This window comes from Rhizobium sp. GR12 (genome assembly GCF_036596185.1).
GTDB lineage: Bacteria > Pseudomonadota > Alphaproteobacteria > Rhizobiales > Rhizobiaceae > Agrobacterium > Agrobacterium nepotum.
The window spans coordinates 56,727-79,475 of record NZ_JASXTH010000001.1 but is presented as its reverse complement, the minus strand read 5'-3'; the positions used below and the strand labels follow the sequence as shown (position 1 = coordinate 79,475).

The following is a 22,749-nucleotide window of genomic DNA, read 5'->3' as shown; positions in this document are numbered from 1 at the left end:
GCGAGGCTTTCTGCTTCCTCATGAAGCTGAAACGTAAACCCGCGCAGGCACCACGTTAACAGAATTTTAAATAACTTCACAGGGCGGCGGGGTCCACCGCCGCCGGAATGAATCGCCAAATAGAGTTAACATGAACAGGCCCGGCCGCACCCGTTCTGGCCCCGTTCCGGTCCGCCCCCGATTGCAGGCGGCGTGGCCGGCCGCCGACTTTAACCAGCCCCGGCGCAACGAAATCGGCTTGCCTTTCCAAGCCTTTTTTCGCAAAATTCGCCGGGGGACTTGCAAATGGCGATAACACCTTTTATGTCACCCCCCGTAGCGCCGGTTCGGCGTTTGATGTGCGGTTGTAGCTCAGTTGGTTAGAGCGCAGGTTTGTGGCACCTGAGGTCGGAGGTTCGAGACCCCCCAACCGTACCATCTCCAATTTTCCGAACCCCCCCGAAAATCATTGCAGTGATTTCAGACTCTGATCCGAGTTTGTCCGCGCGTGGGCCTTTTACGGCACCCGCACCCTGCTGTTTCCAGGCTCCCAAAAACCATTTGGCTAAAATCGCTTGCGCTGGTATTGTCCACCCAACGAAACCTTATGAAAGCCAGCAGCATAGCGTCTACGCTTGTGCGCGGCGAAATGGACAAGACAGTGATCGACCCCGGAAACGGCCCAAAGCCGTCGGACCAAGGGGCGTCGGTGGCAAACAAAGGGAAAGCGAAGCGATCCCGTCGTGGCAAGAAAAACAGGCGTGACGGTAAACCCCGTGACGTTGCTGTGCTGTCGCACGATGTTGCCGCGGATGTTCCGGCCGGTTCCCCCTATGTATCGGCTCTCGAGCCGGATGCCGAGCCGCGTAAAAGAAAGCGCCGCAGGCGTTCCCGTGGCAAAGGCACCTCCCAGCAGACGCCGCCCGCCAGCATCGAGCTGGGTGAGGCTTCAACAACCGCAGCGGACCCCACAAATCCATCCCTGGTGCCGCCCGGTGGCGTCCGAAAATCGCGCAACCGCAAGCGGGCTCACCGCGATCCGCGTGGTCGCGACCCGCAGGGCCGTCCGCTGGTTCCGTCCCATGCGCCCCGACATGTCGGCAAGCAGAACGGTCGCGCCAATGGCGCGTCTCAGGACCAGCACCGGCAACAATCTGAAATTTCCGCCCGTCACGGTGCCCGCCACCAAGAGAATGGCCCCGAGTCGCAGACGGATATGTATGCGGCGCTCGATCTCGGCACCAATAATTGCCGCCTGCTGATCGCGCAGCCGACACGGCCCGGCCAGTTCCGGGTCGTCGACGCCTTTTCGCGCATTGTCCGGCTGGGCGAGGGGCTGGTATCGACCGGCCGTCTTTCCGACGAAGCGATGGATCGCGCGGTGGAGGCTCTCAAGGTCTGCTCCTCGAAACTTGCCGGCCGCCCGATCAGGCGCATGCGGCTCATCGCCACCGAAGCCTGCCGGGCTGCATCCAATGGCGAGGAGTTTCTGGAGCGGGTTACCCGGGAAACCGGGCTCAAGCTTGAGATCATCAGCCGCGAGACGGAAGCCCGCCTTGCCGTGTCTGGTTGCGCTTCTCTGGTAGGGCGCGAAGCACGCTCCGTGGTGCTGTTCGATATCGGCGGCGGATCGTCCGAAATTGCCGTCATCAAGGTCGGTGAAAACCGGTCCAACCGGCTCGCCAACCACATCACCCACTGGACGTCGCTTCCTGTCGGCGTCGTCACGCTCTCGGAACGCCATGGCGGCCGCGATGTGACGCCGGATGTTTTCGCGGCCATGGTGCGGGAAGTCGAAGGGCTGCTCGACGCCTTCCATTGCCCGCCGCTGGCGCCGCTTGCCCATCACGAAGATTTTCACCTGATCGGAACCTCGGGCACGGTGACGACGCTTGCGGGCGTTCATCTCGATCTGCCGCGATACGATCGCCGCAAGGTGGATGGCCTCTGGCTTTCCGATGCCGAGGTGACGGCCATGCAGGACAAGCTTCTGGCCTGGGATTTCGCCGGCCGCGCCGCCAATGCCTGCATTGGCCCTGACAGGGCCGATCTGGTTCTGGCCGGTTGCGCCATCCTTGAGGCCATTCGCCGTCGCTGGCCTGCGCGGCGCATGCGCGTCGCCGATCGCGGTCTGCGCGAAGGCCTGTTGACGGATATGATGGCGGATGACGGCGCATGGCGGCGTAACCGGATAAGGCGCATGCAGATGGCACGGCAGGACAGAACGGAAGGTTTGACATGAGCAAGGCGCCCACAAGCACCAATCGCACTGGCCGAAAGATCGGTCAGAAGGTCAGGAAGACCAAGCTCAAGGCCTCATCGCGCCGTTGGCTTGAGCGTCATATCAACGACCCCTATGTGCAGCGCGCCAAGCTGGAAGGCTATCGCGCCCGCGCCGCCTTCAAGCTTCTGGAAATCAACGACAAGCATCAGATCCTGAAGGGTGCCACCCGCATCATCGACCTTGGTGCGGCACCCGGAAGCTGGTCGCAGATCGCTTCGAAGGTGACTGATTCCACCGAGGACGACATTCGCGTCGCGGCCATCGATTTTCTCGAAATCGATCCCATCCCCGGCGTCAAGATCCTGCAACTCGACTTCCTCGATCCGACCGCGCCGGACAAGCTGATGGAAGCCGTTGGCGGCACGCCGGATCTGGTGCTGTCGGACATGGCGGCGCCAACCACGGGCCATCAAAAGACCGACCACATTCGCACCATGCATCTTTGCGAAGTCGCAGCCGATTTCGCCGTTCAGGTGCTGGCGGAAGGTGGACATTTCCTTGCCAAGACCTTCCAGGGCGGCACGGAAAAGGCATTGCTCGACATGCTGAAGAAGAACTTCAAGCAGGTCCTGCATATCAAGCCGGCATCGTCACGGTCTGAATCGGTCGAAATGTTCCTGCTTGCCAAGCACTTCAAGGGCCGGACGGCTGCGACGCAGTCCGTTATGCATGTGGATGAGGCGGACGAAGACTAACGCATCGGACAGAAAATCATCTTCGATTTTCGTCCGTAACGATGTGCAGTTCAAAGAGTTGGAGCGCCGTGTGTCCCCGAAGGATGCACGGCGCTTTTGTCATTCTGCCGGTTGCGAGACCTTGCCGCGGTGGCCGGAGACGGCCGCGCCCGCATTGTTGTCCATGCGGATGATCGGCACGATGGCGAACAGCGAAATAAGCGCCACGATGGTGAAGGCGATGTGGAAATCGGCAAGCTGGAGATGCGAGCCGGACATCATGCTGCTGACTTCCAGAATGGAAGCGGCGAAAGCCACGCCGAGCGCAAGGCTGATCTGTTGCAGCACGGACGCCATGGAGGTCGCCTGGCTTGCCTGGCTGTCCTCGATGTCGGAATAGCTGAGCGCGTTCGATCCGGTAAAGAAGAACGAGCGGGCAAACCCTGCGGTGACCAGAAAGATCATGATAAGCGGGTAGGGCGTTTCAGGCGTGAAGAAGCTGTTGGCGAGGGTCGTGAAAGCGCCGACGACGCCGGCCCCGATCAGCGTCGATTTGAACCCCGTTGCCGCAAAGACGCGTTTTGCCATGAATTTGGTGGTGATGGCGCCGATCGCGCCCGCAAAGGTGATCATGCCTGATTGAAACGGATTAAGCCCGAAACCGATCTGCAACATCAAGGGCATCAGGAAAGGTATCGCCCCTGTCGAGATGCGGAAGACCGTGCCGCCGACGGAAGCCGCCCGGAACGTCGCGTTGCGGAAAATCCGGAAATCCAGAGTGGGGGCGGGGTGGTGTGCTGCGTGGCGCAGATAAAGAAAGCCGCTGATGAAGCCGATAACCGTCGACGCGATGCCGATGGCGGGCGGCAATGCCGGAAGGCTGACGACCGAAACGCCAAAGACCACACCCGAGGCGGCAATGCCGAACAGTACGAACCCCTTGCCGTCCATTGGCGGCGGATTGGTGGTTTCGATTTCCGGCAGGAAGATCGTCGACAGCCAGATGCCGATGATGCCGATCGGCACGTTGATCAGGAAAATCCAGTGCCATGAAAAATAGGTGGTGATGAAACCGCCGATCGGCGGGCCGGTGAGCGGCCCCACGAGCCCCGGTATCGTCAACAGCGCCATGGCGGAAACGAGTTCGCTGCGTTTGGTCGTGCGCAAAAGGACGAGACGGCCGACGGGCGTCATCATCGCCCCGCCCATGCCTTGCAGGAAACGCGAGAGCACGAATTCGAACACCGACGACGAGGCCGCGCAGCAGAGCGAGCCCACCACGAAGACGCCGATGGCGATACGGAAGATTTTCTTCGCGCCGTATTTGTCGGCCATCCAGCCGCTGACGGGAATGAAGATCGCCAATGCCACCATATAGGCCGTCAGCGCGAGCTTGAGCGTGATCGGGCCGACATGGAGATCGGCCGCAATCGCCGGAAGCGATGTGGCGATGACGGTGGAGTCCATCTGCTCCATGAAGAGAGCGACTGCCAGGATCAGGGGAATGATGCGGTTCATGAGGCTGCCTGCGGCTTTCCGCTGCGACAATGATGTCGCATTTCTCCTACGCCTGATGGGCCAACTTGCCAACACGTTAATTATCGATTTCCGACGTTCCGATCAAACCTGCGTGAGGGTGGTTTCCTTGCAACTTTCTCGCTCTATTGTCCGTTGGGCAAAGTGACTTTGGCGATAATCGGGAGAAAAATGATGACTCAATCATTGGGCATGAGCAGACGCGGCCTTATCGGTGTGGCGGGAGCAAGCGTTCTCGGCGCGCCGCTTTTGATGGCACGCACCGCAACGGCGCAGACGAACCAGCCGCAAACTTCCATGGAGATCACACACGCCATGCCGCCTGAAACCAATCGCTTCAAGCTTGGTAATTTCGAAGTTCTTGTCGTGAAGGACGGCGCGCGCGCCGCGCCCAATCCGGGCGAGACCTTCGGCACCGACCAGTCGGCTGAGACCGTCGGCAAACTGCTGGAAGACAATTTCCTGCCGAAGGAGCAGTTCGTCAATTCCTTCTCGCCGGTCCTCGTCAATACCGGCACGGATCTCGTGCTGTTCGACACCGGTTTCGGCGAGGCCGGCCGTGACGCCGGCAACGGCCGCCTGATCGAAGGCATGGCGGCCGCCGGTTACACGCCGGAGGATGTGACCGTGGTGGTGCTGACCCACATGCACGGCGACCATATAGGCGGCTGATGGAGAAGGGCGCACCGGCTTTCTCCAAGGCGCGTTATGTCTTCGGCCAGACGGAATATGATTTCTGGACGGACGCGAAGCGGGTCGGCACGCCTGCCGAAGGCGGCCACAAGGGCGTCGTCGCCAACGTCAAGCCGCTAGCGGAAAAGGCGACCTTCATCGGCGACGGCGCAGATGTGGTTTCCGGCATTACCGGCATTGCGGCGTTCGGCCATTCGCCGGGACACATGATCTTCCGCGTCGAATCGGAAGGAAAACAGCTGATCCTGACGGCAGATACCGCCAACCATTTCGTCCTGTCGCTGCAAAGGCCGGACTGGGAGGTCAAGTTCGACATGGACAAGGCGGCAGCCGCCGCAGCCCGCAAGAAGGTCTACGACATGATCGCCACGGACCGGTTGCCCTTCCTCGGTTATCACATGCCTTTCCCGGCTGTCGGTTATGCGGAAAAGCTGGATACGGGTTATCGTTTCGTGCCGAAATCCTATCAGTTCGATATCTGATATCTGCTGCAATGCAGCAACAGAAGAAGCCCGGAAGGTCATTCCGGGTTTTTTCTATTCCCTTCCTGTCATGAACGTGTTACCAGCCCTCGCCAACTTCCAAGCAATCCTTGCAGGGCGCCGGGGTGAACTTTTCGTTCCGGAACGGCCACGCATTTTCATTATGAAGGAATTTGGTCATGGCACGCATCATTCAAACACCCACTGGTTTGGACGCTCTCACATTTGACGATGTGTTGCTGCAACCCGGGCATTCCGAAGTCATGCCGGGACAGACGAATATTGCCACCCGCATTGCCCGCGATATCGATCTCAACCTTCCGATCCTCTCTTCCGCAATGGATACGGTCACCGAAAGCCGTCTTGCCATCGCCATGGCGCAAGCCGGCGGCATCGGTGTCATCCACCGTAACCTGACCCCCATCGAACAGGCCGAAGAAGTCCGGCAGGTGAAGAAGTTCGAAAGCGGCATGGTCGTCAACCCGGTCACCATCGGCCCGGACGCCACCCTTGCCGAAGCGCAGGCGCTGATGAAGGCGCATAGCATTTCCGGCATTCCGGTGGTTGAAAACGGTGGTTCCGGCGGCCACAAGAATGGCCGCCTCGTCGGCATCCTGACGAACCGCGACGTGCGGTTCGCTTCCGATCCGCAGCAGAAGATCTACGAACTGATGACCCGCGAAAACCTGGTCACGGTCAAGGAAAGCAGCGTCGATCAGCAGGAAGCGCGCCGCCTGCTGCACAAGCACCGTATTGAAAAACTGCTGGTGGTGGATGGAAAAGGCAATTGCGTCGGCCTCATCACCGTCAAGGATATCGAGAAGTCTCAGCTGAACCCCTACGCCACCAAGGATGTGCAGGGCCGTCTTCGCGCCGCCGCCGCCATCAGCGTCGGTGCCGATGCCATCGAGCGTGCCGAGCGCCTGATCGATGCCGGTGTCGACCTTCTGGTGGTTGATACGGCACATGGTCATTCGCAGCGCGTGCTCGATGCCGTTTCGCAGGTCAAGAAAATGTCGAACTCCGTTCGCATCCTTGCCGGCAACGTTGCGACTGCCGACGGCACCAAGGCGCTGATCGATGCCGGCGCCGATGGCGTCAAGGTCGGTATCGGCCCCGGCTCCATCTGCACCACCCGCATCGTCGCCGGCGTCGGCGTTCCACAGCTTGCCGCGATCATGGCCTCGGTCGAAGTGGCCAATGCCGCCGATATTCCTGTTATCGCCGATGGCGGCATCAAGTTCTCGGGCGATCTGGCGAAGGCCATTGCCGCCGGTGCCTCCGCCGTCATGATCGGCTCGCTTTTGGCCGGCACGGATGAAAGCCCGGGCGAAGTGTTCCTCTATCAGGGCCGTTCCTTCAAGGCCTATCGCGGCATGGGTTCCGTTGGTGCCATGGCGCGCGGTTCCGCCGACCGTTATTTCCAGGCGGAAGTGCGCGACACGCTGAAGCTTGTGCCGGAAGGTATCGAAGGTCAGGTTCCCTACAAGGGACCGGTTTCCGGCGTCCTGCACCAGCTGGCCGGTGGCCTGAAAGCCGCCATGGGTTATGTCGGCGGCAGCAACATCAAGGAATTCCAGGAACGCGCCACCTTCGTGCGCATCTCCAGCGCGGGCTTGCGCGAAAGCCACGCCCATGACGTGACGATCACCCGCGAAAGCCCGAACTACCCCGGCGCGGTTTGATCTTTCGAGGCGAATCCGTAAAAGGATACTGAGTATTTGGCGCTCCCCGATTCATGCCGGATCGGGGAGCGTTTTTTATGATTGGAGGAGAAAGCATGTCGCCGACCACCGCAATGTTCTGGCCGATGATCGCCCATGCTTTTCTTGTCTTCGCCCTCTACGCATTGCTTCTCTATCGGCGCAAAACATGCACGCTGACAGATCGCGAAGCCGCCCTCAGATATTGTGAAACGGGCGAGGAGGGGCGCGAAAGCCGTCTGGTCAACAGGAACATCGTCAACCAGTTCGAACTCCCTGTTCTCTTTCATGCCATCTGCCTTCTGCTTTATATTACTGACGCAGATAATATCGTCACCGTCGTTCTGGCCTGGCTCTTCGTCATATCCCGCTATGCGCATTCCTACGTGCACGTCACTAGCAATCGCCTGCGTTATCGCGCTCCGCTCTTCGGCATCGGTTTCGCCATTCTGGTCTGCCTTTGGGGTTGGCTCGCCATTTGGCTGGCTCTGGAGTGACCGCCGCCGTCCCGGCGTTTGGGAACCGTCGACCACCGAGGAAATAGCGCTCACGTAAATGTGTGGCGTCGCTTGCGCCCGCCTCATTCCCCATGAGATGATCTGCGTTATCCTGCTTGATACATCCGTGCGTTCAAGGAGGACAGGACGATGGACAAGCCGAAGATTACGCAGGCCATGATCGACGCTTACGATGAATATACCCATCTCAGCCTCGACCGCCGCAAATTCATGGAAAAGCTCACCCTGCTTGCCGGGTCGGGTGCGGCTGCGGCTGCAATCGCGCCGCTTCTTTCGGCCAACAGCGCCCGTGCGGCAATCGTCGCTGCGGATGATGCGGGGATTGTTGCCGAAGAGGTGACGTATCCCGCCCCCGCTGGCGAGATGAAGGGTTATCTCGTCACGCCGAAATCGGTTTCCGGCCCCATCGGCTCGGTCATCGTAATCCACGAGAATCGGGGCCTCAACGACCACATCCGCGATGTGGCAAGACGCGTGGCGCTCGCCGGTTTCCGGGCGCTTGCGGTTGATTTCCTGTCGCCGCAAGGCGGCACGCCCTCGGATGAGGATAAGGCGCGGGAGATGTTCAGCGGTCTCGACATGGACGCAACGGTTGCCAATGCCGAGGCAGGCCGGGTGTGGCTTGCCGCAAGGCAGGGTGCGAACGGCAAGGTCGGTGCAGTCGGTTTCTGCTGGGGTGGCGGGCTGGTCAACCGTTTCGCCACCAAATCGGCGGGCCTGAATGCCGGTGTCGCCTATTACGGCCAGCAACCGCCAGCGGCCGATGTGCCAGCCATCAAGGCGCCCTTGCTTTTACAATATGCGGGTCTGGATGAGCGCATCAATGCCGGTATAGATGCCTATAAGAAGGCGCTGGAGGAAAACGGCAAGACCTTCGAAATCTTCGTCTATGACGGCGTCAACCACGCCTTCAACAACGATACCTCCTCGGCGCGATACGACAAAGCCGCCGCCGATCTTGCCTGGGGCCGCACGACGGAGTTCTTCAAAAAATATTTGGCGTGATGGGTTAGTAGTGGGTTCTCGACGCTGCCGCTTGTTTCTTCTCCCCGCCGGGGAGAAGGTCGCGGCAGCGGGATGAGGGGGCAAAGGTGCGGTCTATCGCTGAGGTTGCCCCCTCATCCGACCCTTCGGGCCACCTTCTCCCCGGCGGGGAGAAGAAACAAGTGGCACCCAATCAAACGCCGCCAGCCCCGCGTTTCAAATGCTCATCGAGCCGGGGCATGATTTCCACGAAGTTGCAGGGCATGTGGCGGTAGTCGAGCTGGGCTTTGAGGATGCCGTCCCAGGCATCCTTGCAGGCGCCGGGAGAACCGGGCAGCACGAAGATGAAGGTGGCATTCGCCACGCCGCCGGTTGCCCGCGATTGAATGGTGGCGGTGCCGATCTTTTCATAGGAAATGCGATGGAAAATGGCGGAAAAGCCGTCCATGCGCTTTTCGAATAACGGTTCCAGCGCCTCGGGCGTCACGTCACGACCGGTAAAGCCCGTGCCGCCGGTGGTGATGACCACATCCACACCCTCGGCAAGTGTCCAGTCGCGTACGGTGTTGAAAATGGCGGCCTTATCGTCGGCCACGATGGCGCGGGCGGCGACATGGTGCCCGGCTTCCTTAATCCGCGCGACAAGCGTATCGCCGGACTTGTCATTCTCCAGCGTGCGGCTGTCCGATACGGTCAAAACCGCGATGCCGAGGGGAATGAAGGGTCTTTCGCCAGCCATGGCCTTATCCTCGAATTGTGTGGTCTTCAGATGGTCCGCGTCGCCTGAAAATACCAGCCGGGGCGTTTGTTTCGAAGCGATGTTTCCGCTTTTCGGGCAGCCTCCAAGGAATGAAAAACCCCGAAACAGGTGGCGCCCGAACCGGACATGCGCACGAGGGAAGCACCTTCCTGCGACAGCATCCCGGCGATTTCACCAATCTCCGGCAGCAGCGCCTTGGCGGGCGCTTCCAGATCATTGCGGCTTTGTGTAAGAAAATCCACCCATCCGGCTGCTTTCCGTTCCGGCAGGGGCGGATTGGTCTTGTCGAGCAATCGCCGGAAAATCTCCGGCGTCGAGACGGCTTTCAGCGGATTGGCGAGCAGCAGAAAGAGTTCCGGCAGATCGGAGACCGGCTCGATGTCCTCGCCGATACCCCGCGCGATAAGTGCACGGCTTTCAAGGCACATCGGCACATCCGCGCCAAGCGCCAGCGCGATCGGTGCGAGCCTTTCAGGAGCAATCCCGGCATTCCAGTGCCGTAACAATGCCCGCAGCGTCGCCGCCGCATCAGCCGAGCCGCCGCCGATGCCGGAGGCGACCGGCAGGTTCTTTTCGAGATGAATGGCGACCGCGCGCGCGGGTTGACTCGTTGCCACAAGCGCATCGCGCAACAGGTCCCGGGCGCGGATAACGAGATTGTCGCCGCCATCGCCCGCCCGCAGAAGGTCGCTGAAGGGACCGGAGATCGAGAAGGTGTCGGTATCGGCATCGCGAACGCGGATCGCGTCGCCCGCTTCGGTGAATGTCACCAGCGTTTCGAGCAGATGATAACCATCCGCCCGCTGACCGGTCACATGCAGTGCCAGATTGATCTTGGCCGGGGCCGCCTCGATTGTTTCGACAGCCCCGGTAACGTCATCCGCCCGCATGCCGCGTCAGGATTTCTTGTCCGGAGCAGGGGTGGTGGGGGCCGGTGCTGGCGGAGCCGGCGGTTGCGGCGCGGCTTCCTTCTTGGCAGTGTTTTCGGCGTCCTTTTCCAGCGGCGGCAGGCCGTTGGCGATCTTTTCCTTCACCTTGGCCTTGTCCAGATCGTCGTTGTCGCCAATCAGCGCACGGTTCCACTGATATACGGCCTCGATCTTGCGGCCGACGCGCCAATAGGCGTCGCCCAGATGATCGTTGATGGTCTGATCACCAGCCTTGAGCTCGATAGCCCGTTCCAGTTCCGTCACGGCCTGGTCAAACGCGCCTAGCCGGTAATGCGCCCAGCCCAGCGAATCGACGATATAGCCGTCATTCGGCCGAAGCTCGACCGCGCGGCTGATCATCTTCATCGCTTCATCGAGGTTGATGCCCTTGTCCACCCAGGAATAGCCGAGATAATTGAGCACCTGCGGCTGTTCCGGGTTGAGTTCGAGCGCACGCTTGAAGTCCGGCTCGGCCTTGTCCCATTCCTTCAGGCGCTCATGGGCGATGGCGCGCTGGAAGAACACGGTCCAGTCCGATTTCTGCGGCACGGCACCGATCACTTCGACGGCCTTGTCGTAATTTTCGGCCATGGCCTTGTAGTCCTTGGCGTCGGAAAGCACGCTGCCATAGGCGAGATAAGACCGGATGTCCTTCGGGTCGGATTGCAGCAGGGATTGCAGGTGTTTGCGCGCTTCGTCCACCTTGTCCGTCTGCGCCAGCGTCAGCCCGAGCTGAAGCTCGGAGATGCGGTACATCGGCGAATCCTTCGGCACGTCGCGGTAGAAGGCGATGGCGCGGTCGGGCTGTTTCATCGCCTCGGCAAGTCCGCCGAGAAGGATCAGCGTATCGGCGCTTTGCGGATCGAGCGCCCGCGACGTCTGAAGGTAAAGCGTGACGATCTCTTCAGCGCCTTCGCGGTTCAGCGCGCCCGCGATCGAAAACATCACGGAAGCGGCGCCTTCGACGGCATTGGTGATCTGCTGCTGCGGTTTCTCACCATTCTCGATGGCCTGGCGAAGCGCTTTCAGCGGCGCGTAATTCGGCGCAAAAGTATCGCCGACCGCAATCGCGTCCAGCGCCTTCTGCTTGTTGCCGGCGGAAGCCTCCAGTCGTGCAAGCGCCATCACCGCCCGCATATAGGTGTCGGAAGCGGTTGCCCCGCCTTCGCGGTCCGTCACCGCTTCGTTCAGGCTCTTGCGGGCGGCATCGGTGTTACCAGAGACAAGCGCGATCGCCGCCGCATTGTACTTCTGGAAAATCGAGATCCAGCCTGGACCCTTCATATTGTTGACGAGCGCCAGCGCTTCCTTCGGCTTGCCGGAACCGGCGCGCGCCCAGGCGGTCAAAAGCGTGTTGACCATGCGGTCGAGATCGTTCGGGCCGGTATATTTCAGGATTTTCTCGGCCTTGACGAATTCCTTGTCCTTGATGGCGTCGAGACCGCGCACGATGGTCGTTACGCGTTCGACGGAGCTGTCGTCCTTCATCGAATCGGCGATCTTGGCGCCGGCCTCGAAATTGCCGCTCAAAAGTTCGGCGATCATCAGGCGCTGGCGGATTTCAAAATTGGCCGGATCGTATTCCAGCGCCTTCTTGTAGAGCGAAATCGCGGTGGGATAGTCCTGATCGACATCGGCATTGCGCGCGGCGAGGAAAGCACCGGAGAAGGTGTTTACCTTGGCAGGATCGAAAGTAACGGCCTTGGTTTCCGTTTTCGTCTCCGCAAAGCCGGGGCTTGCACCCGCGCCAAGTGCGAGAGCGGCGGCGAGAGCCGCGCTGCAGAGAAGACGAAGTGCTGGTTTACGCCGCATGAGGGAACCCTTGCCTTTGTGCAGAAGCACGGAAAAATCAGTTTCCATTGTTTGGTCACGATAGAATGGCTTTTTTGAAGCAACCCCGCAACAAATTATGGCCCGGGCCACAATCTCTCCTTGCGGGGCGTCTGGTGCGAAACGTCGGGCGGATGGTCTTGTCCATCCGCCGTTCGCCCCGCCTCTGGCGTCAGTTGAGACGCTCGATGCAGAAGTCGATGACTTCCAGAAGCGCGTTTTTCCACGGGCTCTGCGGCAGCGGCGCGAGGGCGTCGCGGGCAATGGTGCCGTAATGCGTGGCGCGGCCGATCGTGTCGCCAAGACCGTTGTATTTGGTGATGAGGCCGAGCGCCTTTTCGAGGTTCTCGTCGCTGCTTTCGCCTTTTTCGATGGCGTTGCGCCAGAAGGCGCGCTCATCCGGCGTGCCACGACGATAGGAAAGAATGACCGGCAGCGTGATCTTGCCCTCGCGGAAATCATCGCCGGTATTCTTGCCGAGATCGGCGGATTTGCCGCCATAATCCAGCACGTCGTCGACGAGCTGGAAGGCGAGGCCGAGATTCATGCCGTAGGATTTGAGGGCGCTGCGGCTTGCCTTGTCGGCTTTGGCGACAATGGGGCCAACTTCCGCCGCCGCCGCGAAAAGGGCGGCTGTCTTGGCGCGGATGACCTGAAGATAGTCGTCCTCGGTCGTTTCCATGTTCTTGGCGACCGAAAGCTGCAACACTTCGCCTTCGGCGATCACGGAAGCGGCGGTGGACAGCACGTCGAGCGCGTCCAGCGAGCCGACATCCACCATCATCCGGAACGCCTGGCCGAGCAGGAAGTCGCCGACAAGAACGCTCGCCTGGTTGCCCCAGATGGTGCGGGCGGTGGACTTGCCGCGGCGCAGGTCGCTTTCGTCCACCACGTCGTCATGCAGAAGCGTCGCCGTGTGCATGAATTCCACGCTGGTGGCGAGCTTGATGTGATTGTCGCCCTCGTAACCGAACAGGGAAGCCGAGGCGAGCGTCAGCATAGGCCGCAGGCGCTTGCCGCCCGACGAGATCAGATGATTGGCCACTTCGGGTATCATCTGGACATCGGAACCGGCTCTGGAAAGGATAAGCTGGTTCACCCGTTCCATGTCGGCACGGGTCAGGTCGACGAGCGGCTTGACGGATGCGAGTTTGTTTTTGCTTTCTTCAAGCGGTATGACGACGCCCAAGGGACAGGACTCCTGTTCGAATTTGAATTCGACAATAAAAACTGGCGCCTGTCGCGGCAAGGGGCGAATTGCCGCTAGCCATTCAAAAAGTTGGGAATTTAGGGCTTATCCATGCGTGAACTGATCCGAACCAACGATGCCGTGCTGTTGTCCTTCGCCGAAAGCCTGATGAAGGACGCCGGTATCCACTGCCTAATTGCCGATCAGGCCATGAGCATTCTGGAAGGTTCGCTCGGTCTTTTGCCCCGAAGGTTCCTTGTGGAGGAAGACCGTGCCGGTCAGGCCCGCCGTATTCTCACGGATGCCGGACTGGGCGACGAATTGCGCAACGAAGAGGCTTAAGCGGACGTGGGCGGCGATATTTCGGAAACTCTGGATGCGTTTCACCGGGGCCGGTTTCACATCATCCAGCCCAAGGGCAGGGGGCACCGGGCCGGCATGGACGCCATGCTTCTGGCCTCGCTGGTGGCGGACGAGCGCGCCAGCCGCATTGCCGATCTCGGTGCTGGCGCGGGTGCGGCCGGCATCGCGGTTGCAGCCCGGCTCGAAAAGGCTGAAATAACCCTGTTCGAGCGCTCGCCGGAAATGGTGGAATTTGCCCGCCGCAGCCTGGCATTGCCGGAAAACGCCGCTTTTTCCGCGCGTGTCAGCGTGCGCGAGGCCGATGTGACCCTGCGTGGCAAGGCCCGTGTCGGGGCCGGTTTGCCGGACGGGCATTTTCACCACGTCATCATGAACCCGCCCTATAATGATGCGGGCGACCGCCGCACGCCTGACGCGCTGAAGGCCGAGGCCCACGCCATGACGGACGGTCTGTTCGAGGACTGGATCAGGACCGCAGGCGCGATCACGGTTCCGGGCGGGCAGCTTTCCCTGATTTCACGGCCGCAATCGGTGGCGGAAATCCTGGCTGCATGCGGTAGCCGTTTCGGCGGCATAGAGATCACGCTCATCCATCCGCGACCGGGCGAGGATGCGGTGCGTATGCTCGTCACCGGGATCAAGGGTTCGCGCGCGCGGCTGTCATTTCGGACGCCGCTTGTCATGCACGAGGCCGGCAGCCACGCTTTCACGCCCTTCGTCGATGATCTGAGCAATGGCCGCGTCGCCTATCGCCGTAATGTGAAGGCAATCAGGTCCGGCCTATAAATTCGCCGTGACGCCGGTCGCAAGCCATTGTGTTTTCCCGGGCGATACATACATCCCTGACGTACGGTGGTTCCCGACGTAGGGGGCATCCGTGACGAACATGCAATTGCTTGTGAGGATTGAGTTGTGGGTTTTCTGAAGTATCTGGTACCGAAACGTTTCCGCAAAAAAGAACTCGTCATTCCGGTCGTGCGGATGCACGGCGCCATTATGGCGGGTGGCAACCAGTTTCGTCCGGCTCTCAATCTCGCCTCCTATGCGCCTCTGCTGGAAAAGGCCTTCGCCATCAAGGATGCGCCGGCCGTTGCCATTTCCGTGAATTCTCCCGGTGGTTCGCCTGTGCAGGCACGGATGATCTATAATCGCATTCGCCAGCTCGCCGAGGAAAAGGACAAGAAGGTCCTGATCTTCGTGGAGGATGTGGCGGCCTCTGGCGGCTACATGATAGCGCTTGCCGGCGACGAGATCATCGCCGACCCGACCTCCATCGTCGGTTCGATCGGCGTCGTCTCGGGCGGTTTCGGTTTTCCGGAAATGCTGAAGAAGCTTGGGGTGGAACGCCGCGTCTATACCGCCGGCGAGAACAAGGTCATCCTCGATCCCTTCCAGCCGGAAAAGGAAGGCGATATCGATTACCTGAAGTCGCTTCAGGTCGAAATCCACAATGTTTTCATCGATATGGTCAAGATGCGCCGTGGCGCGAAGCTAAAGGGCGATGAGACGATCTTCTCCGGCCTGTTCTGGACCGGCATGCGCGGTCTGGACCTCGGCCTGATCGACGGTTTGGGCGACATGAGAGACGTCCTGCGTCGCCGCTACGGGACAAAGGTCAGGCTTCAGCTCGTCACCGGCGGGCGCTCGCTGTTCGGCAAAAAAGTGCCGGGCGTGAATGCGGCGCTCGGTCTCAATGCCGAACGGCTCGCAGCAGGCGCCGTATCGGGGCTTGCAGAGGTCGCCGAAGAAAAGGCATTGTGGTCGCGTTTCGGTCTGTGATGTCGCGGGAATAGGGCCTTATGGCGCAGCTTATTACAATCATTCTTCTGGTGGTGGGATCCGTCATCCTCTACCGCCGTTTCGTTCGTGATGCCGAAAAGCTCTCCGCGAAATCGAAACAGCGCGAGAAGGAACGCGAGACCGGCGCGATCGGCACGCTGATCAAGGATCCTGAAACCGGTGAATACCGCGTGAAGCGCGAGGACGAGGCGTGATCGACCTCTGATGGTGCTTTGGCAGCTCCGTCTTGCACATGGCATCACTGATATGGCGTTAACCCAGTCATCAGCTTTTCCTGACGGGCAATAGTTTGTTCGGGCGTCTTCCATGGAAATATGCAAGTAACGCGCAGTGATATTTGAAAGCGCTGCATGATGTCTACTTGAACCGGTTCCGGTTGTGGCCCTCGTGCAGCCGGCTGCGCGGGGGCATCGTTGCAAAAGGTTCATTCCATCCAGTTTCTGCGGGCTCTGGCGGCGCTGTCCGTGTTGTTTTTCCATATTGTCGGACCGTCATTCACCATCGGCGCCGCAGGCGTGGATGTATTTTTCATCATTTCCGGCCTGATTATGGGAATGGTCGCCGACAAGGCGCCACCCGGCCAGTTTTTATACCATCGCCTTCTGCGCATCGCGCCTTTGTACTGGGCCGTTACGCTTGTCATGTGCCTCGGCGCGATGGCTGGTGTCTTTTCCACGTTCAGTTTCACGGTCGAGCAGCTGTGGAAATCGCTGCTGTTCATCCCCTACGCCAATGAGGCGGGCGAAGTGGCGCCGCTGGTGATCGTGGGCTGGACGCTCAATATGGAAATGTTATTTTATCTGGTCTTCACGGTTGGTCTGGCCGTGCGCGCGCCGATCGCGGTTACGGTCGCCGTCCTGTCCGTCATGGCTCTGTCGGGGCAGGTTGTGGATTGGCAATCCCCGTTGATGCAGATCTGGACATCGCCGCTCTTGCTGGAGTTTCTTGCCGGCCTTCTGCTTTCCCGCTTCGTTTCCGTCGGATTTCGCCATGGCGCGGCGGCGCTTGGTGTGGCCCTTGCGGGTTTTGCGCTGGCGGCTGTCATCGGCGAGCAATTTGGCCTGTTGCGGATCCTGAACTGGGGCGTGCCGGCCTTTTTGCTTGTTGCAGGATGCCTATGGATCGAAAAAGCCGGAGCGTGGCCGGTGCGATTACTGAAACCGTTCGAGATCGTCGGCGATGCCTCCTATGCCCTTTATCTTTTGCACGGGCTGGTGATTTCCATCGTCCATAAAATCATTCAACCCGGCCTGATGGCAGGCGCGGTGATCGTGATCGTTGCTTTGGTCGTGTCGATAGGTGCGCACCTCCTCTTCGAAAAGCCGCTTGTAAAACTGTTCAGGAAACTCGGACAGGCGGGCGGCGGCGGTGCCAGGTCAAGCCGGGTGGCCGGCTGAGGCAGAAGCGCCGGTCAGGACGGGCCGGTGCGCATAAATCCTTGACCCCTTCGCCATGCCGTGGCACCAGTCCGCATCCAAAGTAAGTCAGTGCTTACTTGTCCTCCTAACGCCGCGATGACTGCAATGACCGATATTCCAGACCATATGAACCCCAAGCGTTCCTTCCAGGCGCTTATCCTGACGCTGCACAATTACTGGGCCGACAAGGGCTGCGCGGTGTTGCAGCCCTATGATATGGAAGTGGGCGCGGGTACGTTTCATCCGGCGACGACGCTGCGCGCACTCGGGCCACGGCCGTGGAAGGCCGCCTATGTGCAGCCGTCGCGCCGCCCTTCCGATGGTCGTTACGGGGAAAACCCCAACCGGCTCCAGCATTATTACCAATATCAGGTCATTCTGAAGCCTAACCCTTCCAATCTTCAGGAACTCTATCTCGGTTCGCTGAAGGCGATCGGTCTCGATCCGCTGCTGCATGACGTGCGCTTCGTCGAAGACGACTGGGAAAGCCCGACGCTGGGCGCCTGGGGTCTCGGCTGGGAATGCTGGTGCGATGGCATGGAAGTGTCGCAATTCACCTACTTCCAGCAGGTCTGCGGCATCGAATGCTCGCCGGTCGCCGGCGAACTGACCTATGGTTTGGAACGTCTGGCCATGTATGTTCAGGGCGTCGACAATGTCTACGACCTGAACTTCAACGGCCGCGAGGGCGAAGAGAAGATTTCCTATGGCGACGTCTTCCTTCAGGCGGAGCAGGAATATTCCCGCCACAACTTCGAATTTGCCGATACCGGCATGCTGCATCGCCATTTCATCGATGCGGAAAAGGAATGCCAGGCGCTTCTCGCCGCCGGTGCGCCGGGCGACGACGCCAACCAGCGCCTGCATAAATGCGTGTTCCCGGCCTATGACCAGTGCATCAAGGCAAGCCATGTCTTCAACCTTCTGGATGCGCGCGGCGTGATCTCGGTGACGGAACGCCAGAGCTACATCCTGCGTGTGCGCACGCTGGCGAAAGCCTGCGGCGAAGCCTTCCTGCTGACGGATGCAGGCGGGCTGAACTGGAACAGGGCCGCCTGATTTCAACGGCAAGCTCTCGTCAAAAGTTTTGGTGAATTTGAAAGGCCGTTCTTGACGGCCTTTTATTTTGTGTGATTGGTATGCCGAATATAGCGATGGATTTAAGCATGAGTAATATTAGAAATTTTTGTTTTTTATTCGCATTTACACTCGGATGTCTCCTCGGCAATGCTGCGGCTGCCGAAACGACTGAATGGATGAGCGGCAAGGATGCCTTTGCCCGCGCCGACAAGTTGCGTTCGTTCGGAATGATCGTCACCCGCATGGAGTGCAAGGACAGCGGCCAGCGCTCTCTCGATGTGGGTAGCGCGCTCGTCCGCATGCACTACACGCGCAATACGAAAATGCTCGACTGGGTTATAGACGGCTGGAATCATCTGGAAGGAAACAAGGAGTATTGGGCCGAACGCGGCTACAGACTTGCCTCCTATACTCTGTTCGTACGCAAGGTATCCGGCCTGAAATTGTATTGTACCGTCTTCTATAAATAACGGATGTTTGCTTCCCGCAGCGTGTCTCTTCTGGCAAAAACGCAGAGAATGACCGAAGCCTCATGACTTTGTGGCGATGAGCGGCTATCGTTGCGTGCAACGAAGCTGGGAATCGCAATTCATGTTCATCACGCTGGCAATCATCGCGGCAATCGCGCTCTATGTCGTCCTCATCTATAACGGCCTCGTCAAGGCGCGGCAGATGAAGGAAGAGGCGTGGTCGGGCATCGACGTGCAGCTGAAACGCCGCGCCGATCTCATCCCCAACCTCATCGAGACCGTGAAGGGTTACGCGGCGCATGAAAAAAGCACCTTCGAGGAGGTGATTGCCATGCGTAACCGGGCGCAGGCCGTGCCGGCAGGGGATGTCGAAGGTCGCGCCCAGGCGGAAGGCATGCTGTCGCAGGCGCTTGGCAAACTCTTTGCGCTCGCCGAAGCCTATCCCGATCTCAAGGCCAACACGAACTTTCTGGAATTGCAGCGCTCGCTGGAAACCATTGAAGGCGAACTCCAGATGTCCCGCCGTTATTACAATGGCGCCGCGCGCGATCTGAACGTCAAGGTGGAAAGCTTCCCCTCCAATCTGGTCGCCGGCCAGTTCGGTTTTGCCAAGGCGCCCTATTTCGAGATCGACAACCCGGCCGACCGCGCCGTGCCGACCGTGAAATTCTGATACGGCTGTCACCGGGGTCAGAACCCTCCCGCTCAAATTCCAATAGTCCGGCTCTCCGCCGCATTCTTTGACAAGACGACGATCATGATCGAACTGACCATAACTCCGCCCGGCCACCCGCTCTCCGGTAAGGTCGAGCCGCCCGGCTCCAAATCCATCACCAACCGCGCGCTTCTCCTCGCTGGTCTCGCCAAGGGCAAAAGCCGTCTGACCGGCGCGCTGAAAAGCGATGATACGCTTTATATGGCCGAAGCCCTGCGCGCCATGGGCGTGAAGGTAACCGAGCCGGACGCCACGACCTTTGTGGTGGAGGGTACTGGCGTATTGCAGCAACCGGAAAAGCCGCTTTTCCTCGGCAATGCCGGCACGGCGACGCGGTTCCTCACGGCGGCTGCCGCTCTCGTGGACGGTGCCGTCATCATCGATGGCGACGAGCACATGCGCAAACGCCCGATCATGCCGCTGGTGGAAGCGCTGCGTTCGCTCGGTGTCGAGGCGGATGCGCCGACCGGCTGCCCGCCCGTTACCGTCTGCGGCAAGGGCACAGGTTTCCCGAAGGGCAGCGTCACCATCGACGCCAACCTTTCCAGCCAGTATGTGTCCGCACTTTTGATGGCCGCCGCCTGCGGCGACAAACCGGTGGACATCATCCTCAAGGGCGAGGAAATCGGCGCCAAGGGTTATATCGATCTCACCACATCAGCCATGGAAGCCTTTGGCGCCAGGGTGGAGCGGGTCAGCAACGCCATCTGGCGCGTGCATCCGACCGGCTACACGGCGACAGATTTCCACATCGAACCGGACGCCTCCGCCGCCACCTACCTCTGGGGTGCGGAGCTTCTGACCGGCGGTGCTATCGATATCGGCACGCCCGCCGACAGGTTCACCCAGCCGGATGCCAAGGCCTATGAGGTCATGGCGCAGTTTCCGCATCTGCCCGCTGAAATCGACGGTTCCCAGATGCAGGACGCCATTCCGACCATTGCGGTTCTGGCCGCCTTCAACGAGACGCCGGTGCGTTTCGTCGGCATCGCCAATCTGCGCGTCAAGGAATGCGACCGCATCCGCGCCGTCTCGCTCGGCCTCAATGAAATCCGTGACGGTCTGGCGCATGAGGAAGGCGACGACCTGATCGTGCATGCCGATCCGGCACTGGCGGGCCAGACGGTCAATGCCTCCATCGATACCTTTGCCGATCACCGCATCGCCATGAGCTTTGCGCTCGCGGCGCTGAAGATCGGCGGCATCGCCATTCAGAACCCGGCCTGCGTTGCCAAGACCTATCCGGACTACTGGAAGGCGCTCGCTTCGCTCGGCGTCAACTACACCGAAAAGGAAAGCGCTGCCGAGCCGCAGCATTGAAACTGGCTGGAGGAAACCGCCCGTGAAGACCATCGCCGCAAGACTTCTCGCGCTGCTCGTCTTCTTGGGCGCGGCCTTTCCGGCCTTTGCGGAAGAGTTTATCCGTTCCTACCATTCCGTCGTGGAAGTGGCGACGGACGGCAAGCTGGCGGTGACGGAAACCATCACCGCCCGCGCCGAAGGCCAGAACATCAAGCGTGGTATCTTCCGCGATTTCCCGCTTTATGCGCTGGATGCGAATGACCGCCGCACCAAGGTGGATTTCAACATCGTCTCGGTGGAGCGGGACGGCGCGGCGGAAGACTGGCGCACCGAAAGTGTCGATGGCGGCATCCGCATCTATACCGGCAGCGCCGACCGTTTTCTGCCGACCGGCGAGCATATCTTCCAGATCACCTACACCACCGCCCGGCAGATCCGTTATTTCAGCGATTATGACGAACTCACCTGGAATGTCACCGGCAATGGCTGGCAGTTTCCGATGGGCGAAATTTCCGCGACCGTGGTTTTACCGGAAGGCGTGAAGGCAACCGAAACGGCCGTCTTTACCGGCGCTTATGGCGCAAAAGGCAAGGATGCGCGGGTCCTGAACGAAGGCAACGAGGTATTCTTCGCCTCCACCCGTCCGTTTTCGGTGGGCGAAGGCATGACGGTTGCCGTCAAGCTGCCGAAGGGCGCAATCGCCGCGCCTGACACTTCGCAGGAGGCGGGCTGGTGGCTGCGCGACAATCTGGCCATCCTGCTTTCGGGCGGCGGGCTTTTCGCCATTTTGCTGTATTATCTGAGGGCATGGTTCGCCATGGGCCGAGATCCGGCCAAAGGCGTGGTGGTGCCGCGCTGGGATGCGCCGGAGGGTCTTTCTCCGGCTCTGGTCAACTACGTTGATAACCGCGGTTTTTCCGGCGCGGGCTGGACAGCGCTCTCCGCTACAGCACTTGATCTCGCGGTAAAGGGATATGTCGTTCTGGAGGATTTGAAGAGCGCCATCGTCATCCGCCGCACGGAAAAGGAAACCGCTGCCGATCTGCCGACCGGGCAGAAGACGCTGCTCTCCTCCATTGGCGGTCCGGGCAAGACGCTGACCATCGACAAGGCACATGGTGCGGAAGTCGAAAAGGTCGGCAAACAGTTCCGCGCGGCGATAGAGAAAGAGCATCGCGGCAAATATTATCGCGGCAATGCCGGTTACACGGTGTTCGGCGTCTTCCTCAGCATCGCCATCATCGTCGCGACGCTGGTGTTCGGTGATCTCGATGAAAACGCCATTGCCGCCGTTCTGGTCTTCGGCTTTTTCGCCTTCTTCTTCAGCATCCTGTCGATCGGCATCGGCCGGCAATTCTCGCGCGGCGCACCGTTGAGGAAACGCATCGGCGGCATCGTCATGCTGGCCTTCGCCGGTTTCGTTGCGTTCTCGGTCATCGGCGGCATCGCCACGCAAATCCTGCTGGATGTGACGCATGATACGAAATCGCTGGCGCTGGCGGCCATCGGCGGCATCGTGCTCACCAACGCGCTTTTCCTGTTCCTGATGGGCGCACCGACGCCGCTCGGCCGCAAGCTGATGGATGGCATCGAGGGGCTCAGAACCTATCTGACGCTGGCGGAAAAAGACCGGATGAACACGGCGGGCGCGCCCGCCATGTCGCCGCAGCATTTCGAGAAATTGCTGCCCTATGCGGTGGCGCTCGGCGTGGAAAAACCCTGGAGCAGCACTTTTGAGACCTGGCTTGCCACAGCCGCCGCCGGTGCCGTCGCGGCAAGCTATGCGCCCGGCTGGTATGCGGGCAGCAATTACGGCAGCTTTGGCGACAGGATCGGCGGGTTTTCTTCGGCGATGGCGAGCACCATCGCCTCCACCATTCCGCAGCCCGTCAGTTCCTCCGGCTCGAGCTTTTCAGGCGGTGGTGGCGGCGGATTTTCAGGCTCTGGCGGCGGTGGCGGCGGCGGCGGCGGCTGGTAACGCCCGCCAGCGGTAATTTAACGGATAGCTGGTGACTTTTGCCGCTGGTCTTGCTAAGTCCG

General features: G+C 60.3%; 20 protein-coding genes, 1 tRNA gene and 1 pseudogene. 17 read left to right on the top strand and 5 right to left on the bottom strand.

Annotation, left to right across the window (positions count from 1 at the left end):
* Positions 1–340 precede the first annotated feature (340 nt).
* The 3 genes from QSK43_RS00370 (at position 341) to QSK43_RS00360 (ending at position 2,958) form a co-directional block, all read left to right on the top strand.
* A tRNA-His gene (locus tag QSK43_RS00370) sits at positions 341–417 on the top strand.
* A 169-nt stretch (positions 418–586) separates the two neighbouring features.
* Positions 587–2,221, top strand: a complete 1,635-nt coding sequence (locus QSK43_RS00365) for a Ppx/GppA phosphatase family protein (RefSeq protein ID WP_332301909.1) — start codon at positions 587–589, stop codon at positions 2,219–2,221.
* Complete coding sequence (locus QSK43_RS00360; protein ID WP_045021943.1) at positions 2,218–2,958, top strand: RlmE family RNA methyltransferase; 741 nt, start codon at positions 2,218–2,220, stop codon at positions 2,956–2,958. Before QSK43_RS00365 ends, QSK43_RS00360 begins: the two co-directional genes overlap by 4 nt.
* A gap of 99 nt (positions 2,959–3,057) precedes the next feature.
* On the opposite strand, the gene QSK43_RS00355 is transcribed toward QSK43_RS00360, so the two are convergent.
* Complete coding sequence (locus QSK43_RS00355) at positions 3,058–4,455, bottom strand: MDR family MFS transporter (protein ID WP_442967769.1); 1,398 nt, start codon at positions 4,453–4,455, stop codon at positions 3,058–3,060.
* A 192-nt stretch (positions 4,456–4,647) separates the two neighbouring features.
* Between QSK43_RS00355 and QSK43_RS00350 the strand changes: the two are divergent.
* The 4 genes and pseudogenes from QSK43_RS00350 (at position 4,648) to QSK43_RS00335 (ending at position 8,874) form a co-directional block, all read left to right on the top strand.
* A pseudogene (locus QSK43_RS00350) lies at positions 4,648–5,648 on the top strand (MBL fold metallo-hydrolase).
* A gap of 179 nt (positions 5,649–5,827) precedes the next feature.
* Positions 5,828–7,333 (top strand): IMP dehydrogenase, encoded by a 1,506-nt coding sequence (gene guaB / locus QSK43_RS00345; RefSeq protein ID WP_045021941.1) that lies wholly within the window; start codon positions 5,828–5,830, stop codon positions 7,331–7,333.
* 113 nt (positions 7,334–7,446) lie between these two features.
* The gene (locus QSK43_RS00340; protein WP_332302226.1) at positions 7,447–7,848 is read left to right on the top strand and encodes an MAPEG family protein; all 402 of its coding nucleotides are present in this window, start codon (positions 7,447–7,449) and stop codon (positions 7,846–7,848) included.
* 150 nt (positions 7,849–7,998) lie between these two features.
* The gene (locus tag QSK43_RS00335; RefSeq protein ID WP_045021940.1) at positions 7,999–8,874 is read left to right on the top strand and encodes a dienelactone hydrolase family protein; all 876 of its coding nucleotides are present in this window, start codon (positions 7,999–8,001) and stop codon (positions 8,872–8,874) included.
* Positions 8,875–9,046: 172 nt separating this feature from the next.
* Here the strand turns inward: QSK43_RS00335 and moaB are convergent, their stop codons facing one another.
* The 4 genes from moaB to QSK43_RS00315 all read right to left on the bottom strand — a co-directional run bounded on the left by moaB (position 9,047) and on the right by QSK43_RS00315 (position 13,561).
* A complete protein-coding gene (gene moaB, locus QSK43_RS00330) occupies positions 9,047–9,592 on the bottom strand; it encodes a molybdenum cofactor biosynthesis protein B (RefSeq protein ID WP_045021939.1) in 546 nt (181 codons plus the stop codon).
* A gap of 26 nt (positions 9,593–9,618) precedes the next feature.
* Positions 9,619–10,503, bottom strand: a complete 885-nt coding sequence (locus QSK43_RS00325; protein ID WP_332301907.1) for a 4-(cytidine 5'-diphospho)-2-C-methyl-D-erythritol kinase — start codon at positions 10,501–10,503, stop codon at positions 9,619–9,621.
* Between the two features lie 6 nt (positions 10,504–10,509).
* On the bottom strand, positions 10,510–12,354 hold the full coding sequence (locus tag QSK43_RS00320; RefSeq protein WP_045022048.1) for a tetratricopeptide repeat protein: 1,845 nt from the start codon (positions 12,352–12,354) through the stop codon (positions 10,510–10,512).
* 190 nt (positions 12,355–12,544) lie between these two features.
* Positions 12,545–13,561: a polyprenyl synthetase family protein gene (locus tag QSK43_RS00315; protein ID WP_332301906.1), complete on the bottom strand. Its 1,017-nt coding sequence runs from the start codon at positions 13,559–13,561 to the stop codon at positions 12,545–12,547.
* A gap of 111 nt (positions 13,562–13,672) precedes the next feature.
* Here QSK43_RS00315 and QSK43_RS00310 point away from each other — a divergent pair, with 111 nt between their 5' ends.
* From QSK43_RS00310 to QSK43_RS00265, 10 genes are all read left to right on the top strand, one after another.
* Positions 13,673–13,903 carry a putative signal transducing protein gene (locus tag QSK43_RS00310; protein ID WP_045021937.1) on the top strand — a complete coding sequence of 77 codons (231 nt, stop codon included), beginning with the start codon at positions 13,673–13,675 and terminating at the stop codon, positions 13,901–13,903.
* A 6-nt stretch (positions 13,904–13,909) separates the two neighbouring features.
* Entirely contained in the window at positions 13,910–14,710 is an 801-nt protein-coding gene (locus QSK43_RS00305; protein WP_332301905.1) for a tRNA1(Val) (adenine(37)-N6)-methyltransferase, read from the top strand.
* 126 nt (positions 14,711–14,836) lie between these two features.
* The gene (locus QSK43_RS00300; RefSeq protein ID WP_045021935.1) at positions 14,837–15,703 is read left to right on the top strand and encodes a S49 family peptidase; all 867 of its coding nucleotides are present in this window, start codon (positions 14,837–14,839) and stop codon (positions 15,701–15,703) included.
* Positions 15,704–15,723: 20 nt separating this feature from the next.
* The gene (locus QSK43_RS00295; RefSeq protein ID WP_004432742.1) at positions 15,724–15,918 is read left to right on the top strand and encodes an NfeD family protein; all 195 of its coding nucleotides are present in this window, start codon (positions 15,724–15,726) and stop codon (positions 15,916–15,918) included.
* 219 nt (positions 15,919–16,137) lie between these two features.
* Positions 16,138–17,121 carry an acyltransferase family protein gene (locus QSK43_RS00290; protein WP_332301904.1) on the top strand — a complete coding sequence of 328 codons (984 nt, stop codon included), beginning with the start codon at positions 16,138–16,140 and terminating at the stop codon, positions 17,119–17,121.
* Positions 17,122–17,238: 117 nt separating this feature from the next.
* Complete coding sequence (locus QSK43_RS00285; protein ID WP_045021933.1) at positions 17,239–18,201, top strand: glycine--tRNA ligase subunit alpha; 963 nt, start codon at positions 17,239–17,241, stop codon at positions 18,199–18,201.
* Positions 18,202–18,308: 107 nt separating this feature from the next.
* The gene (locus tag QSK43_RS00280; RefSeq protein WP_332301903.1) at positions 18,309–18,692 is read left to right on the top strand and encodes a hypothetical protein; all 384 of its coding nucleotides are present in this window, start codon (positions 18,309–18,311) and stop codon (positions 18,690–18,692) included.
* Positions 18,693–18,813: 121 nt separating this feature from the next.
* Positions 18,814–19,365 (top strand): LemA family protein, encoded by a 552-nt coding sequence (locus tag QSK43_RS00275; RefSeq protein WP_332301902.1) that lies wholly within the window; start codon positions 18,814–18,816, stop codon positions 19,363–19,365.
* An 84-nt stretch (positions 19,366–19,449) separates the two neighbouring features.
* Positions 19,450–20,727: a 3-phosphoshikimate 1-carboxyvinyltransferase gene (locus QSK43_RS00270; protein WP_332301901.1), complete on the top strand. Its 1,278-nt coding sequence runs from the start codon at positions 19,450–19,452 to the stop codon at positions 20,725–20,727.
* 22 nt (positions 20,728–20,749) lie between these two features.
* Entirely contained in the window at positions 20,750–22,687 is a 1,938-nt protein-coding gene (locus tag QSK43_RS00265) for a DUF2207 domain-containing protein (RefSeq protein ID WP_332301900.1), read from the top strand.
* Positions 22,688–22,749: the final 62 nt, after the last annotated feature.